General features: G+C 43.6%; 15 protein-coding genes. 3 read left to right on the top strand and 12 right to left on the bottom strand.

Features of this window, described 5'->3' with window-relative positions:
- The 4 genes from F6K52_RS17820 to F6K52_RS17800 all read right to left on the bottom strand — a co-directional run.
- Positions 1–396: alpha/beta fold hydrolase (locus F6K52_RS17820; RefSeq protein WP_293080151.1), on the bottom strand; the 396-nt coding region annotated here is incomplete at its 3' end.
- A gap of 315 nt (positions 397–711) precedes the next feature.
- On the bottom strand, positions 712–1,224 hold the full coding sequence (gene fldA / locus F6K52_RS17815; RefSeq protein ID WP_293080148.1) for a flavodoxin FldA: 513 nt from the start codon (positions 1,222–1,224) through the stop codon (positions 712–714).
- Positions 1,225–1,675: 451 nt separating this feature from the next.
- Positions 1,676–3,178, bottom strand: coding sequence for a chlorophyll a/b binding light-harvesting protein (locus F6K52_RS17805; RefSeq protein WP_364418304.1), 1,503 nt, complete (start codon positions 3,176–3,178; stop codon positions 1,676–1,678).
- A 95-nt stretch (positions 3,179–3,273) separates the two neighbouring features.
- Positions 3,274–4,314 carry a chlorophyll a/b binding light-harvesting protein gene (locus F6K52_RS17800; protein WP_293080145.1) on the bottom strand — a complete coding sequence of 347 codons (1,041 nt, stop codon included), beginning with the start codon at positions 4,312–4,314 and terminating at the stop codon, positions 3,274–3,276.
- 104 nt (positions 4,315–4,418) lie between these two features.
- Here F6K52_RS17800 and F6K52_RS17795 point away from each other — a divergent pair, with 104 nt between their 5' ends.
- Both F6K52_RS17795 and F6K52_RS17790 read left to right on the top strand, forming a co-directional pair.
- Positions 4,419–5,030: a Crp/Fnr family transcriptional regulator gene (locus F6K52_RS17795; protein ID WP_293080142.1), complete on the top strand. Its 612-nt coding sequence runs from the start codon at positions 4,419–4,421 to the stop codon at positions 5,028–5,030.
- Between the two features lie 65 nt (positions 5,031–5,095).
- Positions 5,096–5,284 carry a hypothetical protein gene (locus F6K52_RS17790; protein WP_293080139.1) on the top strand — a complete coding sequence of 63 codons (189 nt, stop codon included), beginning with the start codon at positions 5,096–5,098 and terminating at the stop codon, positions 5,282–5,284.
- On the opposite strand, the gene F6K52_RS17785 is transcribed toward F6K52_RS17790, so the two are convergent.
- The 3 genes from F6K52_RS17785 to F6K52_RS17775 all read right to left on the bottom strand — a co-directional run bounded on the left by F6K52_RS17785 (position 5,250) and on the right by F6K52_RS17775 (position 7,260).
- Positions 5,250–5,843, bottom strand: coding sequence for a glutathione S-transferase (locus tag F6K52_RS17785; protein WP_293080137.1), 594 nt, complete (start codon positions 5,841–5,843; stop codon positions 5,250–5,252). The genes F6K52_RS17790 and F6K52_RS17785 overlap by 35 nt on opposite strands.
- A gap of 89 nt (positions 5,844–5,932) precedes the next feature.
- A complete protein-coding gene (locus F6K52_RS17780) occupies positions 5,933–6,094 on the bottom strand; it encodes a hypothetical protein (RefSeq protein WP_293080134.1) in 162 nt (53 codons plus the stop codon).
- A 146-nt stretch (positions 6,095–6,240) separates the two neighbouring features.
- Positions 6,241–7,260, bottom strand: a complete 1,020-nt coding sequence (locus F6K52_RS17775; RefSeq protein WP_293080131.1) for an AraC family transcriptional regulator — start codon at positions 7,258–7,260, stop codon at positions 6,241–6,243.
- 215 nt (positions 7,261–7,475) lie between these two features.
- Between F6K52_RS17775 and F6K52_RS17770 the strand changes: the two genes are divergently transcribed.
- Positions 7,476–9,005, top strand: a complete 1,530-nt coding sequence (locus F6K52_RS17770) for an arylsulfatase (RefSeq protein ID WP_293080128.1) — start codon at positions 7,476–7,478, stop codon at positions 9,003–9,005.
- A 388-nt stretch (positions 9,006–9,393) separates the two neighbouring features.
- Here F6K52_RS17770 and F6K52_RS17765 read toward each other — a convergent pair whose 3' ends face one another.
- The 5 genes from F6K52_RS17765 to F6K52_RS17745 all read right to left on the bottom strand — a co-directional run bounded on the left by F6K52_RS17765 (position 9,394) and on the right by F6K52_RS17745 (position 16,077).
- A complete protein-coding gene (locus F6K52_RS17765; RefSeq protein ID WP_293080125.1) occupies positions 9,394–11,277 on the bottom strand; it encodes an aspartate kinase in 1,884 nt (627 codons plus the stop codon).
- 439 nt (positions 11,278–11,716) lie between these two features.
- The gene (locus F6K52_RS17760; protein WP_293080122.1) at positions 11,717–12,727 is read right to left on the bottom strand and encodes a DUF3050 domain-containing protein; all 1,011 of its coding nucleotides are present in this window, start codon (positions 12,725–12,727) and stop codon (positions 11,717–11,719) included.
- 261 nt (positions 12,728–12,988) lie between these two features.
- Positions 12,989–14,191 (bottom strand): 4-hydroxybenzoate 3-monooxygenase, encoded by a 1,203-nt coding sequence (locus F6K52_RS17755; RefSeq protein ID WP_293080119.1) that lies wholly within the window; start codon positions 14,189–14,191, stop codon positions 12,989–12,991.
- 369 nt (positions 14,192–14,560) lie between these two features.
- Positions 14,561–15,004, bottom strand: coding sequence for a carboxymuconolactone decarboxylase family protein (locus F6K52_RS17750; RefSeq protein WP_293080115.1), 444 nt, complete (start codon positions 15,002–15,004; stop codon positions 14,561–14,563).
- Between the two features lie 158 nt (positions 15,005–15,162).
- Entirely contained in the window at positions 15,163–16,077 is a 915-nt protein-coding gene (locus F6K52_RS17745) for an FMN-dependent NADH-azoreductase (RefSeq protein WP_293080113.1), read from the bottom strand.
- Positions 16,078–16,225 lie beyond the last annotated feature (148 nt).

Below are 16,225 nucleotides of genomic sequence, written 5' to 3'. Positions count from 1 at the left end.
AAAGAGGCTCTTAACCATTTGGCTAAGCAACACTTGGCGAGTGCAGGGTAAAAGTTGGAGCTGCACATAGTAGTGGGCTTGCCAGTCAACTGCAGGATTAACACCTACTGATAATAGAGTTAAAGACTTTACTTTTTCAGGATATTTACGGCTATAGAGTAGTCCTACCAAACCAGCAGTGCTGTGACCCACCAGATGGATAGGATGATCTGAGGCTTTGAGATAGTCATGAAGTAAGGTCAGGGCGATATCAAGAGAAGTTGGTTCATCTTGATTTTGGCGATATTCCCACTGGCCAACTCGCTTTTGTTTAGAGAAATAACGAATTAAAGGCTGATCAAAACGTAGAAAACTTGGACTAACATTCAACCAAAGGATTTCAGGCAAAATAGACATATAGCAAAGGGAGTAGGGAGTAGGGAGTAGGGAGTAGGGAGTAGGGAGTAGGGAGTAGGGAGTAGGGAGTAGGGAGTAGGGAGTAGGTATCAAAAATTATCACAATTACTAAACGGATACCTATAGCAATTTTTTCATCACAAATCTTCAATAGGGGTGAAGCAATTTTTTATCTGTTGGTAAGTCATTAATGTTGACCGTTAACGATCAACTGTAAGTGGTCAATAGTCAACGGTCAACGTAGCTAGCTTTATAAAATAGAGACTGTTTTCAGGTGTAAGCTGAATGCTTAGCAGTTTACAAAGGTGGTAAAAACTAAACTCCAAACTCTTGTTTGAGTTGCGCTACCCAAGTTTTTATCCGTTTTTCAGTCAGTTCAGACTGGTTATCGTCATCGAGGGCAAGACCAATAAACTTACCATTTTTGAGAGCTTTTGATTCATTAAATTCGTAACCATCATTTGGCCACTGTCCAACGGTGCTACCCCCCAATTCGGATATTTTTGCTTCTAGAATACCAATAGCATCCATAAAATTATCAGGATAGCCCTCCTGGTCTCCAGTTCCAAAGTAGGCAACTTTCTTACCACTAAAGTTGATATTATCTAACTCTTCAAAGTAGGCATCCCAGTCAGATTGTAATTCACCAATATCCCAAGTAGGAGAGCCAATGATGATATTGTCGTACTTCTCAAAATCGCTATTTTCAGCCTCTTCTATTTTATGTATAGTGACGACATCATCACCGCCAAGTCCTTCTTGAATTTCTTCAGCTGCCGCCTCAGTTTTACCGGTTTGAGAGCCGACGAAAAGACCAATTTTTGACATTTTTATTTACTCCTGATTGATGTTGATTAGATTCTTATCCCCACAGGGTACTGACTCAGTCAGTATGGTTTCCTCCAGCATTGGTATTTGTTGCCCACAGTGGCAGCAATACCAATAAATGCTAGTGGGAGGTGGAGACATCCATCTTGGTTATGGCATTCATCTTTATCAAGGCCTTCTAGGTTCTTTCAAATTTATTAATAAATTTTATCAATAAATCGAGACCAAAAGGAGGGATTATTGTCTGTTGCCATAGTTTAGGTCAAGGTTGCACTTAACCTGGCTGTCACTATCGGACGGATGAACGGTTAGTTATATGTAAGCTAGGGAAAAGAGATAATGGGGTTAGGGTTCACATGGCTTCCTAGCCCCAGACAGCTCCTATTTTAAGAAGCGTATAGAATGCTCCATTAATTACTCTAGCATTTGTTGAGACTTCTTAGCAACTATTTTAACCCATCATGCCCTGAATCATACTGAGGTTATTGACCAGCAGATAGGCAAAAATCGCTCCTCCAGCGCCACCAACTAGAAAAGCTCCAGCAAACTGACTCCATCCGTCAGCAGTTTGGATAGTTTCTGGTACCTCGGGTACCCTGGTAACGAATGTGGGTCGAGGTACAGTTTTTAGCTCTTTTTTAAAGGTGACTGTACCGTAGATTGATAGGCCGATGGTCGCGATTACAATCAGAGCAATAGCTGCTGTTACACCAGCTAAGTTTGCCATCTGTGAATCCCGCAACGGTCCTAATTTCGCAAACGGACCAAAGATAAAATATCCATGAGCCATGCCAATTTCTAGACCCCTGGAGAGGGGAGAAAGACCGGGACGGTAAATAGGTAGGTTTTTGAGGAAGTTAAGGCTAATATCTGAGGAGTTAATTGGGGTTGCCAAATCACCAACTTGGGGATTACTCCGAGGGATAATCAGCTCACCTTTTTTGAAGTCAAAACCAGCTTCTGCTCCTCGCGCCCGGATAGCATGCCAGATATGACCGAACAGAAATAACACCGCAAAGACAAAGTGGAATGCTGCTAACCAACCGCGAGCAGAAACGATGCCATCACTGGCTTCTAAAGTTCCTACTGGACCATAGAACACTTCCGGATAAACGGTGTCATTGACCATGACAAAGTAGGCGGCAAAAATTCCCATGTAGGCCAGCGCTCCTAAGCTATAGGAGAGATAAGCTTCCCCGGAATAAACCAAAACCTCACGTGCCCAGTTAAATGGCTTGGTCAAGATGTGCCAGAAACCACCAGCAATGCAGATCGAACCAATCCAGATGTGACCGCCAACCACATCTTCTAAATTCTTCACGGCTGCCATGCCTTCTGAACCGGATGCACCAACTAAGTAGCCAAAAATTTTGACAGGGCTAAGGGTAGGATCGGTAATCACTCGTACATCGCCACCCCCACTCGCCCAGGGGTCAAATAGTCCACCCCAAAACAGGGCTTTAGCTACCAACAGCCAAGCACCAACCCCCAAAAGGATGAGGTGAATGCCGATAATGGTGGTCATCTTGTCGGAGTCTTCCCAGTCATAGCCAAAGAAACCAGCAAAAGTGCCATCATTGGTTAATTTATCTGGGGTAAGCAGGGAATGGTAAAGTCCTCCAGCTCCGAGCACTGCTGAGGAAATCAAATGCAAGACTCCAACCACAAAATAGGGATAAGTGTCGATAATTTGACCACCAGACCCAACACCCAAGCCTAAGGAAGCCAGGTGGGGCAACAAGATTAATCCCTGGTCATACATCGGCACGTCAGGGTTGTAGCGAGATATTTCAAACAGGGTCATTGCTCCTGCCCACAGGACTATCAAACCAGCATGGGCAATATGAGCGCCTAGCAACTTACCGGATAATTCAATAAAACGAGCATTACCAGCCCACCAGCCTACTTTTGATATTTGGCCTTGGTTGGGACTATCAGCAATTACTGCTGTCATTGATGTACCTCTTTGAGAATTATTTGCATTTTTGTTTGGTCAATAAAATGCCATTATATCGACACTTTATTAGAATTAATTGCATTAAGCTGAATTTAAGTAGTAGCTTCTGAAGCGACTACCTTACCCCGGCCAAAATCAAAGCCAGCTGCTCGCAAAGCATGCCAAATATGCCCTTGGAGGAAGAAAAACCCAAGGAAGAAGTGAGCATTAGCTAACCAACTCCGGCAAGAAAGGGAGCTAGAGTTAGGATCAGCAAAGTAAGGGAAAACACCCAGCTTAACGGATAAAGCCGGTCCATAGAAGACTTCTGGATAGACTACGGTGTTAACAGCGCAAAAGTAGGCGGCGATAAAACCCATCAGCGCCAAAGCGCCCAAGCTGTAGGAAAGATAGGCTTCTCCAGACCAAATAAAAAGACCCCGTGTCCACTCAGATGGTTGAGTTTTGATGTGCCAAAAGCCACCACCAATACAGAGCAGGCCAACCCAAATATGACCACCAACTACATCTTCTAGGTTACTGACTCCAGCAATCCAGTTCTTGCCCACAGTACCAAACAGATAACCGAAAATCACTGCTGGATCGAGGGTAGGGTTGTTAATGACTCGCACATTCTGCACTGCTGGATCGTACAACCCCCCAAACGCCATAGCTTTAGCCACCAGTAGGAAAGCTCCAAATCCCAGTAGAATCAGGTGAATGCCAATGATAGTGGTCATTTTGTCCCCATCTGCCCAGCTATACCCAAAGAAGCCAGACTTTTCTTCCAAAGTTTCCGGACCACGGAGGGCGTGGAAGGTACCACCAAAGCCGAGAAATGCTGAAGAGATCAGGTGCAAAACACCAATTACAAAGTAGGGGTAAGTATCGACTATAGCTCCCCCAGCACCAACGCCCCAGCCTTGAGCTGCTAAGTGGGGCAGCAGGATTAACCCTTGTTCGTACATCGGTTTGGCAGGATTGAGGCAGGATAGTTCAAACAGGGTTATTGCTCCGGCCCAGAATACGATTAGACCAGCATGGGCAACATGAGCCCCCAATAATTTCCCGGATAACTCAGTCAGGCGAGCGTTTCCTGCCCACCAACCATACTCTCCCTCTACTAATCGGGAACTCTCCGCAGTGTTTGCCACTATCTACACCTCCTAGGTTATTTATTGAAAAATATATTCAATAGGTACTTGAAATAGCCTACACTACTGCTTAAATAAAATGAAACCTATTTTTATTAAGAATCATGACAATTCCGAGATTTGGTAAGGCATCAGAGCAATCGTTAGTGACTCAGAACCCTGTCATCACTAGGTTCAAGCCATCTGTTCATCTGTTTAAACGCCATGACTTGATTGCTCTAGAACCCGATCAACTATGGGTAGTTCAACAGGGTGTGGTGAAAACCTTGACCTGGAATGACGAAGGAACGGTAATCACATTAGGATATTGGGGAGCTGGGGATGTAGTGGGGAAATCTTTGTCTAACTTGCAAACTTACGAGATCGAGTGTTTGACTAGGGTTAAAGCGCAATGTCTGTCTTTGTCTCAGTCTTACCGCTTATCGGAGGCTATTGTTTGCCATTTGCGACAGACAGAAGAGTTGCTGTCTATCATTAGAACCCCAAGAGTCTCTCAGCGTTTGCAACAGTTTTTGAGTTGGTTAGCCCGGAAGTTCGGTCGTCCCGTCTCTAGTGGGCAGCTGATTGACATACCAGTGACCCATCAAGAACTAGCTGAGATGATTGGTACCACACGCGTAACCATCACCAGGATAATCAAGCAGTTTGAGGAAGAAGGGATAATCAGTCGTCCTCGTCGATACTGTATTGTATTGCGGGATTGTTCTGAATTGTAATTGAAAATGCTATAAATGGCGCTAGATTCAGCATACCTGGAAAGAGTACCGCTAGCGCCATCGAGATGATTCAGTTAGGGGCTGATGGTGGGGAGGAAATTATGGGATTGACCTACGGTCACGCTATGGGATTGACCTACGGTCACGCTACGCGATCGGCTCTGCCGCGCCAAAGGCGATTGACCTACGGTCACGCTATGGGATTGACCTACGGTCACGCTACGCGATCGCAATGTAGCCTGTTAATTGCTTAATCCGCTCCATCCAAGACATCACATTGGGGTAAGCATCTAGAGAAATCTTGGCATCTGGTGAGAGACTAACATAGGGAAAGCAAGCAATATCTGCAATTGTGGGGTGACCTAGTTCCAGCCATTCCCGATCACTGAGGTGGTTGTCGAGCAGTGTCAGGATAGTTTCGGACTTTTGTGTTGCTACCTCGATGTTAACCGTTTGTACATTAAACTTGTAATAAAGTCTGGCAAACTCTGGACCCTGGCGAATCTCTCCTGCAGTTGTAGATAGCCAGCGCATCACTCGACTCATAGCTTCAGGCTCCAAAGGCAGCCAGTCTTCGCTACCATAGCGCCGTGCTAGATATACTAAAATACCTTGGGCATCCTGAAAGATTAAATCTCCATCAGTCAGAACTGGCACTTGTCCAAAGGAATTCAATTCCAGAAACTCGGGAGATTTGTGTTCACCATTGTCCAGGTCAACCCAGACAGTCTCGTGTTCTAACCCAAGTAGTGAAAGCATTAGCCGCACTTTGTAGCAATTGCCAGATAGCTGGTAATCATAAAGTTTGATCATAATTTTATTCTCCTGATTTTTGCCTAATTTTTCCCTGATTTTTGGAAGTATAACACTACCCATTAAGGTGTTTGACATTTATAGCAATTCTACGACTTGTGAGGTACAAATTTATGGGTTTTTAGGGAGCAGGGAGCAGGGAGCAGGGAAGAGGAACCCACCCCTAACCCCTCCCAGGAGGGGAAGTGAGGGAAGAGGGAAAAAATAATGTGTACCTCATCGCTACGAGCAATGCTATATAAAAGCAGCAAAAGGTGCGACCCGTGGTGAATTTAATTCGCCAAGTAAGAGCGCACCTACGCTATTCTATTCAGCTATTGCTAGCATGCCTCTTGCCTAAAGCCCTTGGGCGTAGCGCTATAACTTCGAGAGATATTTATCGATCGATAGTCAAGGATTAGTTTGCAGTGTTTTGCAATGTCTCTGAAGGTAACTCCCCAAACATAGCTTTGTAATCTTTAGCAAAATGACTTGAATGGTAGAACCCAAATTCACTAGCAAGTTCGGCTATGGAACAACTTTCTGGTTCGCTTGCCTTCAGGCGTTGTCGCACTGCATTAAGTCGTCGTACCTTGAGATAGCGCATGGGACTCAAGCCAAATAAGTCCTGAAAACCATAGGATAACGCAGAACTGCTAGACCCTAAATTTTGAGCTAGCTGTTTTAAGGTCAGAGGTTTTTCTAAGTTGGCTAACATTTCTTTTTCAGCTTGGGCAATCAACTTTGCTCTTCGGGAAGCTTTGAGAAAACACTTGGAATTTAACTTAATGGGAATCTGACTAATCAACAAAGGAATGAAATCATCAGCAACGAGTTTTTCAATGTGAGGGTTTTGTAACCAATTAGGTTTGTGTAATGCTAACCAAACAAGTTCTTTCAGGTAATCTTTAATTTCCTTCATCCCCGTTGGGAGCAAATTCACCTGATTTTTACTTCGGAAATTATCGTCTAGATCGTGGCGTTGTAGTTGGTCTGCATAAGCATCAAATGTTGGAACAGGGATTATAATTTGTATCAACGTTAAACCTTGAGGAAAGATTGCATCTGCTTCCCAGTTATTGAAACCAAAAATAGTCTTTTGAGGCTCCACAGGGTGACGTAAGGAGTAATATTCTTTTTCATTTTCAGAGTAAATTATCCCAAAACATATGTATTCATTTTGTCCCTCACCCGAGACTTGAATCCCTTGGTTGACCTGATTATATACAAAAAATAAGTTACCAACCTGAATCGACAAAAACTTAGCTTGAAGAGGACCGGGACTGAGTTGGATTATTTCCCTATTTTTATACTTAAAAAACTCTTTGACACTATCCACATCTGTAATGGATTTGGAGACAATATTCTGATTGCCTGTCCCAGGCTCAGCCTCAGGTTGGGTAGTTTTACTATTGTTGGCATCAATTAATAAAGTCATTTATGCCCCCATCTAGAAAAAAATCATCTAATCAAATATAAGCAAAACTAATACAATTTAAAAATTAGTTATTTAAATCTTATATCTGAGAAAGTTGGAATTTTCGGTTGTTGACAGAGATAGCTTACCACTAAACTAGCCTTGGAGTCTTTGACTGACCCCATAGCGGTTTTACCATCGAACACAAAAATCAAAAATCAGGAGTTTTTGGCTTCATGAAACAAACGATCAGAAAGGGAATAGCGATCGCGACCTCCCTTCTACTATTCCTTTCGGGAATGCTGCCCTGGCTCCCGAGTGCTCTGGCCGCCACCCCGGAGCGTAAGCCTAACATCATTGTGATTTTGGCAGATGACCTGGGTAATGCCGATCTAGGTTATCGTGGTAGCAAGATCAGGACACCGAATATCGACCAGCTTGCTGAGACAGGTGTGCGCTTGGAATCATACTACGGTTTGCCCGTATGCACTCCAGCACGAGCTGCACTGTTGACAGGGCGTTACCCCATGCGCTACGGTTTGCAGACTAACGTTATCTTCCCCGCACACGAGTACGGATTGCCCACGGATGAGATGACTTTGGCTAAAGCTCTTAAAAGAGCTGGTTACGAAACGGCAATGGTCGGCAAATGGCATCTCGGCCACGCTTCTAAGGATTATTGGCCCCAGAATCGTGGCTTTGACTACTTCTATGGCAACGTCATGGGTGAGGTAGATTATTTTACCAAGGAGGATAAAAGTGGTTTGGAAATCGATTGGCAGCGCAACGGTAAAAGGTTAGACATTGTAGCACCCGAAGATGGCTACTACACCGAGTTGATTGGGGACGAAGCCGTAAAGCTAATCCATCAACACGACCAGTCGAAGCCGTTTTTCCTCTATTTCGCTTCCCTGGCCCCCCACACTCCATTGCAAGCCCCTCGAAAAGATCGCAAAGCTTATAAGGATCTGTTTCCGGGTCGTGAGAATAAGGAGAAGCGCGCCTACGCAGCTATGGTAGAGATTCTCGACACCGAGATCGGTGATATGCTCGAGGCTCTCGAAGAGGAAGGTATGCGCGATAACACGCTGATCTTCTTCACCACTGACAACGGTGGCAGCGCAGAAAGGCCAAAAATATTCTACGGACCAGGGGCCACAATTCCAGACGCTCCGTCAGCCTCTAACGAGCCTTTCCGGGGTGGTAAGACGGGCCTTTATGAGGGTGCAGTGCGTTTACCTGCCATCGTGAACTGGCCAGCCCAACTCCAGCCAGCAGTGGTGGACGAACCTCTACACCATGTAGATATCATGCCTACCCTACTGGCTCTTGCCGGTGCTCAGGGCAGTGCCGATAAACCTTTCGACGGGAAAGAAGCATGGGCGACCATTGCTGAAGGGGCTATCTCACCCCATGAGGAGATTTTGATCAATGTCGAGACCTATCGCGGGGCTATCCGCAAAGGCAATTGGAAGTTGATCAAGTACGCAACTCTTCCTGGTAAGACCGAGCTATTCAATCTCTCTAAGGACAAGAAAGAGCAGAACAATGTTGCTTGGCTGCATCCAGATATCGTGGAATATCTCGAAGCGCGGCTTGTTGCCTACGCAAAAGAGCAGAAATTCAGCGAGTGGCTCAAAATCCAGCCTTATTTCTGGGATTTTGAGGCTCAGGGGCAAACCAATTTCGATGACGATTATTGGGTGCCAGAGGGTGACGATGACATCCCACTAGACCAAATACCAGTATTGCCGGATAACTACTAGATATTGCTCGTTCGGCGCAACACTTGACGCTACCCCTCAAGATTATTTACCTGAGTGTGACAACCTTTGAGGTTTTTTCAGGGATAGATTTGAAAAGGATGGCGATCGGGTGAACCTCCCGGCTCAGTGTAGCCGGGATTTTTTCTCTCTCAATACCATGTTCGCTTGAATTAGTTAGGCTCGTAGTAAAGCTCTAGCTAACAATTCTACCAGACGGTGTTGGAGACTCATCTGACTTCTGGCCAATATCTAACACTACAATTGTTAACTTTACTTTGACAAAGTCATCTAAAAAGTGCGCTAATGCACGTCAACTTTTTCCTCTTGCCTGTTGCCTAAAGACCTTGGGCGTAGCGCTATAATTGTGTCCGACTAATTAGCCTGCTGATTAGCCTGCGTAGCTAGGCTTTGCTGGTGTAGCCAAACCCTTGAGGGTTTGGGGATAGTTTTTAACTAACGGGATGCTCCCCTTATGCACCGCATTTAAAGCCTTAACTCCTTCTTCTTGAGCAACCACACAACTAATTTTAGTGTCCGAACTTGTAATCATTTGAATAGTTATTTGCTGTTGTGCTAATGCCTCAAAAAACTGAGCCACAACCCCTGGTTGTGCCACCATACCACCCCCAACTAGACTAACTTTAGCGATTTCTGTATCCACTAGAATCTCCCCACAACCAATACTTAGTGCTAACGCTTTTAAAGCCATGGATGCTGCTTCAGCATCAGCTTGAGCCACCGTAAAAGCGATATCACAGCTGGGGATATCATTAAACCTATGACAGCGTTGAGACTGAATAATCATATCAACACTAATATTTTCTTGTGCCAGTCGTCCAAAGACTTTTGCTGCCATTCCCGGTTGATCTCGGACATGGCGAATTGTGATACAAGCTTGGTTGAGATCAACCACAGCACCGGATACTGGGGATGGGGTTGAACTGGTAGCAAACTCCTGAATTGAATCAGGTCCGAGCACTACAGAACGATCAATTTCAAAAGCCTGACACAAAGCAGCAACAGCGCGATCGCATACCTCAGCATTAATCACACAGGTGATCTTCAACTCAGAGGTAGAAATCATCTCAATATTAACTCCCGCCTCTGCTAGAGTAGAAAACATTTTAGCTGCAACCCCAGGACGCCCAATCATACCAGTCCCAGTAATTGCCACTGTTGCCATGTTCTGCTCTACCATCATTTCTACTTCTTGTGACCCTTGCCAAGGATCCCTGTATAAAGCAGAAGTAATCAACTCTTTGAGTTTAGTTTCACTCGCTGCAGCTGCTAAAGTCTCACCTTGATCCAAACCTCTGTTCACTACCGTCAAAGCAATATCCTTACCATTGTCCTCCTGAATTGACTGAATAATCAGATTAACATCGAGATTGTCACGAGCAATTTCATCAAATAACCCTGCCGCTACCCCTATACGATCCCGCCCTTGCCATCGGACTACTTTTACTTGATTTGTCTCCAATTCCACTCCATATACTGCCTTGTTAATCTCCAACCCTTTCAGAGAAAGAGGTTTAGGTATCGGAGAAATTATCCTAGTTCCTGGTGCATTGTTCCAGCTTGAACGTACAACCAAAGGTAAGCCATAATTGCGAGCAATCTCTACCGCCCTAGGATGTAGCACCTTTGCCCCTAAACTCGCTAACTCTAGCATTTCATCACAAGTAATTTCTGGGATTAATTGTGCCTCTGGTACAATCCGAGGATCAGTTGTAAAAATGCCTGGAACATCAGTATAAATTTCGCACAAATTTGCTTTTAAGGCAGCCCCTAACGCCACAGCTGATATATCTGAACCGCCACGTCCTAGAGTAGTAATTTCAAAGTTATCACCACTGCTCATACCCTGAAATCCAGCTACAACTACCACTGTTTCTTGATTAAGATAGTGCTGAATTCGCTTTGGCTGAATTTCCCAAATTCTGGCACGACCGTGTTCAGCATCAGTAATAATTCCTACTTGTGCCCCAGTTAAAGAAATAGCCGGTTGTCCCAATTCCTGCAATGCCATACTCAGCAAAGCAATTGATACTTGTTCTCCAGTAGACAGAAGCATATCCATCTCCCTAGCACTGGGATTAGTCGAGACTGCCTTCGATAAACTGAGCAAATCATCAGTGGTTTTACCCATCGCCGAAACCACTACCACCACAGTATTATTATTTTGGACTGTTTGTTTCACCCGCCGGGCAACTGCTTTAATTCTTTCAACTGACCCAACCGACGTACCACCATACTTTTGGATAATTAGCATGATTTAGCCTCAGATAAAGTATTAATTTAAAATTGATTTAAATTTACAACTAATTTGTAATTTATTATTGCTTTTATAATGGATAATAGAAATATTTAATATGAAAATATGCTTACTATAAAGCAACATAAAACTTCGTACAAGGGAACAGTATCAAAGAACGATTGAGACCTATAATACTACGCAATTTCGATTACCATTTCCCTGATCCGAAGTGGGTGCATCTCATTTTTGCTGTTTGACACGGTGGTGCGTTACGGTCAGCAACATAACCCTGACTACGAGGCGAAAAATGAAGGCCCCCCTAACGCACCCTACGGAAAATTTTCTATTAGGTACACAGGATTGTTTTCCCTGTTCCCTGTTCCCTGTTCCCTGTTCCCTGTTCCCTGTTCCCTAAAAACCCAGAAGTACCTAACAGCAATTGCAAACCGCCTTATTACATCTCAAGCAGCGCTATATCATTCTCTTTGTTGACCTGAATCAACTCAGCTACACCATCCCATAGAGCATAGCGTGCTTTGAGAGCATTCTCAGCAGAGTTAAAAGCTTGCTCCCACTTGACAGGATCATCACCACAAAGATTTTTTAAGAGTTTTTTACCCATCGGAACATGCTGATCCTCATCCAGAAAATTGTGCCTGTCTAGATAGAGACGCAAAGAATCCCAAGTAAATCCATAGAGACTATCTAAAGTAGCAATTACCTGTCTGAACATAGCAGGAATGATATCTTCTCGACCTAGTAGAAAAGCAGCAGCTACTTCATGGGTTGACTTAGTCGTAGTTTCCAACGTGAATTTAACAAACGTTTTGGTTAATTCAGGTATCGAAAGAGAGGCTATACTTTGCTCAGATGGAATACCTTTTCTAAGAGAAGAGATAAACGTTTTAATTGGATTAGTATCAGCCCCAATTTCTGTCATGGCTACCATATAGAGATCATAGTGACTGATGTAATTTCCTGGTGAGACTTCATCAGTCTCTTCAGCTAAAACAATCTCATTGACCATCCTGGCAGAATTAATATCTGTCGGTGGCACCCAAGGTACATCCAAGCAAGTAACTCGGTGTTGAAGAGTCTTAATCAGAGACATGAAATCCCAAACAGCAAACACGTGAGACTCCATAAATATCTGTAGAGATACCAAGTCATTTAACTGTTGGTAAATTGGATGATTTATGAGAGCAATACGGCTTGGTTTAAGTTGTTCTTCCAGCTGAGCGTAATAGTCGAAACTCTTATAATTTTGCATTTCGATAATCTTCATGATTGGTCTCCTTAATAACCTATAGAGTTGTTTAATTTGGGTGAGGCACATTTTTTGAGGGAGCAGGGAGCAGGGAGCAGGGAGCAGGGAGCAGGGAACAGGGAGCAGGGAGCAGGGAGCAGGGAGCATGTAATAGCTAAAATGTAACAGGGAACAGGTAAACAATACTCTGTACCTCATTAGCCGATAAACCACTAGATTATTCCCAATTCCCAATTCCCAATTCCCAAATTAATTGGCAAATTTGTGTCTAATTCGATCGCCTTTGGCGTGGCCTACGGCCAATCGCTCAAGCGCGGAAGCTGAGGCCTTTGGCCACGCTACGCGAACGCTTCATCGCGTACCGTGACCTACGGTCAATCAGATAGGGATCCGTGTAGGAATTCTGATAATTTTATTCCCTACTCCCTACTCCCTACTCCCTACTCCCTACTCCCTTTGCTAGATAATACCGACATAGTTTCTAGCAAAATCCCTAGCAAATGTAACCGATGTAGACAATTGTTTCAATTTCGATTCACTCAACTTATTGAAGAAACGGACATTGTCTACATTCTTCTCTTCAGACTTATGCAGCATATGCAACATCGAACAAGAGAATTCTTGAGCACGCCAAATATAGGGCAAACGAATTTCCGAGTAGCGTTTTAGGTAAGAAATATCCCGTTTTTCCTGGTAGTAACTTACCAATACTTCTCCGAGAACACCCGCATCCTGTACCGCCAGATTTAAACCTTTCCCACCGCAAGGTGTAATAATGTGACCCGCATCACCAGCTATCAATAACCGTTGGTACTGTAACGGCTCCATAACATAACTGCGCATGGATAAAATCCGCTTGTCAAAGATTTCCCCTTCTTTCAAAGTCCATTCCTTTTTGGCCAGACGCTTTGCCAAGGTACTCCAGATCCGTTGATCAGGCCAATTTTTAACCTCATCATGGAGTGGAACTTGTAAGTAATAACGAGAAATCTTGCTATTGCGCGGCATGTGAGCTCCAAAGCCATCATGATGCAAGCCATAGATGACATGTGTTGCAGAAGGTGGTGCGTAAGCTAAAATTGCCAGCCAGCCGTAGGGATGCTGTTTTGTGTAGATGTCTACCGCTCCGTCTGGAATTGATTGGCGCGAGATTCCATGATAGCCATCACACCCTGCTACAAAATCAGCATGAATCGTGATTGTAGTGTCACCATCTTTATCGTAACACTCAACAATGACGCCGTCATCGGTTTGAGTAATTTTTTTTCCTTCATGGCGTAACAATAACTTACCACCTGCATCCAGATATCTTTGGATCAGATCGTCATTGAGATCGCTTTGGGGATAAATGTAATGGACATCCCCATCAGCTAACTTTCCGTAATCAAAGACAACGCTGTAATCAGGGTAACGAAATTCACAGGTATCATGGGTATAGCCATTTTGGAGAATTGTATCCGCTAGACCATGTTTTTTGAGTAGGTCAACTGTCGTGCTTTCCAGCACACCTGCCCGCGCCTTCGTATATATTTCTTCGCGGTTGTATCTATCCGCAATGATACAATCAATGCCATTTTGTAGAAGGATATTACCAACTACAATGCCAGCTGGACCTGAACCTAAAATACAAACTGATGTTTTCAATGCTGTACTATTAGTCATGGTTTAATCTACCTCGTTATAGTTGAATAAAAATAAAGCACATTTTATTGACAAACAGCCTCTGTAAGCAGTCAGCAGTCAGCAGTCAGCGGTCAGCTTAAAATAAACTTATTTGGCTGATAGCTAATAGCTAATAAGCAGGTGCACAAAATTAATTACACATTTTATAAAACTCAAAGCCTTACCATGTAAGAGTTACAGAGATTGGTAGTAGGAAATTAATTTTGTTTAGGTGCTTAGCAGCTCAAGTAGCATCTCAAGTAGCGCATTAGCTGATAGCTGATAGCTGATAGCTGATAGCTGATAGCTGATAGCTGATAGCTAATAGCTGATGGCTGATAGCTGATAGCTGATAGCTGATAGCTTACTCTAATAGGCACCTGGAATCATTTTTGTAGTAATAGCAATACGATTCCAACCATTGATCGTGACAATAGCCATCAAAAGTTTAGCTATTTCAGTTTCTGAAAAATAGCGAATTACCTCTTCATAAACTGAATTCGGTACCTGATTCTCTGAAATCATAGTCACTGCTTCAGTTAGCTCTAATACAGCCCGCTCTTCTGGACTGAAAAACGGCGTTTCTCGCCAAGCATTTAGGGCATATATCCGTTGTTCAGTTTCTCCATTAATTCTAGCTTCTTTTGTATGCATATCGATACAAAACGCACATTTATTCAGTTGAGAAGCACGAACTTTAATCAACTTCATTAGTGTTTTATCTAACCCACTTTTATTCACATAGTTTTCCAAGGAATTCATGGCTAGATAAGCTGCTGGTTCAACTTTCTTTAGTTTCAATCTTGTTTCCATTTAAATACCTCAATTGGTTTGTAAAATTACCAAAATTTACGTTTGAATTGATTAAGCTAATATGCATTTAAATTTCAGTCCGATTCACTTCTGAAAAAGGCGGTCTACCCTCTCCCCATCTCCCCATCAACCGACTTTTACAATTTAAATGCGTGAGCTTACCACGTTCCTACTGCTTTCTCAAGCTCAGCACGGGCATTGGCCAAAGATTGCTGACGGGATTCTTCCCCTAAATCTAGTTTTTCGGCATGAATAAACGTGATATCTGTAATGCCAAGCACTCCAAATATAGCCCGTAAAAAAGGTTCCTGATAATCGTAATCAGCACTAGGGGTTCCTGGAGAGAAACTACCGCCACGAGCTGTAAAAATTAGCATTTTCTTTCCCTGAGGAACTAAGCCATGATATTTACCAGTTTGGTCAAAGGTAAAGGTGCGATTAACTCGGACAATTTGATCGATATAAGCTTTGAAGGTAGATGGAACATTTAAGTTGTACATGGGAATACCGAAAACATAGCGATCGGCTGCTAGCAATTCATCCACCAAAGTATCTGATAGTTTAATTGCCTCTACCAATTCAGGAGTACGTTTTTCGGGAGGACAAAATGCTGCAGCAATCCACTTTTCATCAACATGGGGGACAGGATTATGACCTAAATCTCGATAGCTGACAGTGTCGTCTGGATAGAAAGACTTCCAAGTTTGAATAAACCGATTAGACAATTGACGAGAAATAGAGCGATCGCCACGGGGACTAGCATCAATGTGAAGAATATGGGTCATAATTAAGTTGAAGGTTGTTTGCCTGAAGGTTGAAGGTGGTTTGGTAGTTTGGTTGAAGGTTTTTTGGTAGTTTGGTTGAAGGTGGTTTGGTTGAAGGTTTTTTGGTTGAAGGTTGAAGGTGGTTTGCTTGAAGGTTGAAGGTGGTTTGCTTGAAGGTTGAAGGTGGTTTGGTTGAAGGTTGAAGGTGGTTTGGTTGAAGGTTGAAGGTGGTTTGGTTGAAGGTTGAAGGTGGTTTGGTTGAAGGTTGAAGGTGGTTTGGTTGTTCGCGTAGCGTGGCCAATAGGCCAAGGTTCAGAATATAACCTTTAACCTGGTAACCTAGTAACCTAGTAACCTGTAACCTGTAACCTTCAACCTGCTAACCTGCTAACCTGCTAACCTTCAACCTGCTAACCTTCAACCTGCTAACCTGTAATTTGATTATTTGATGCCTACT

This window comes from Moorena sp. SIO3H5, from assembly GCF_010692395.1.
Classification (GTDB): domain Bacteria; phylum Cyanobacteriota; class Cyanobacteriia; order Cyanobacteriales; family Coleofasciculaceae; genus Moorena.
Note: the sequence above shows the minus strand (reverse complement) of the source record. Positions and strands in the feature narration are given on the sequence as shown.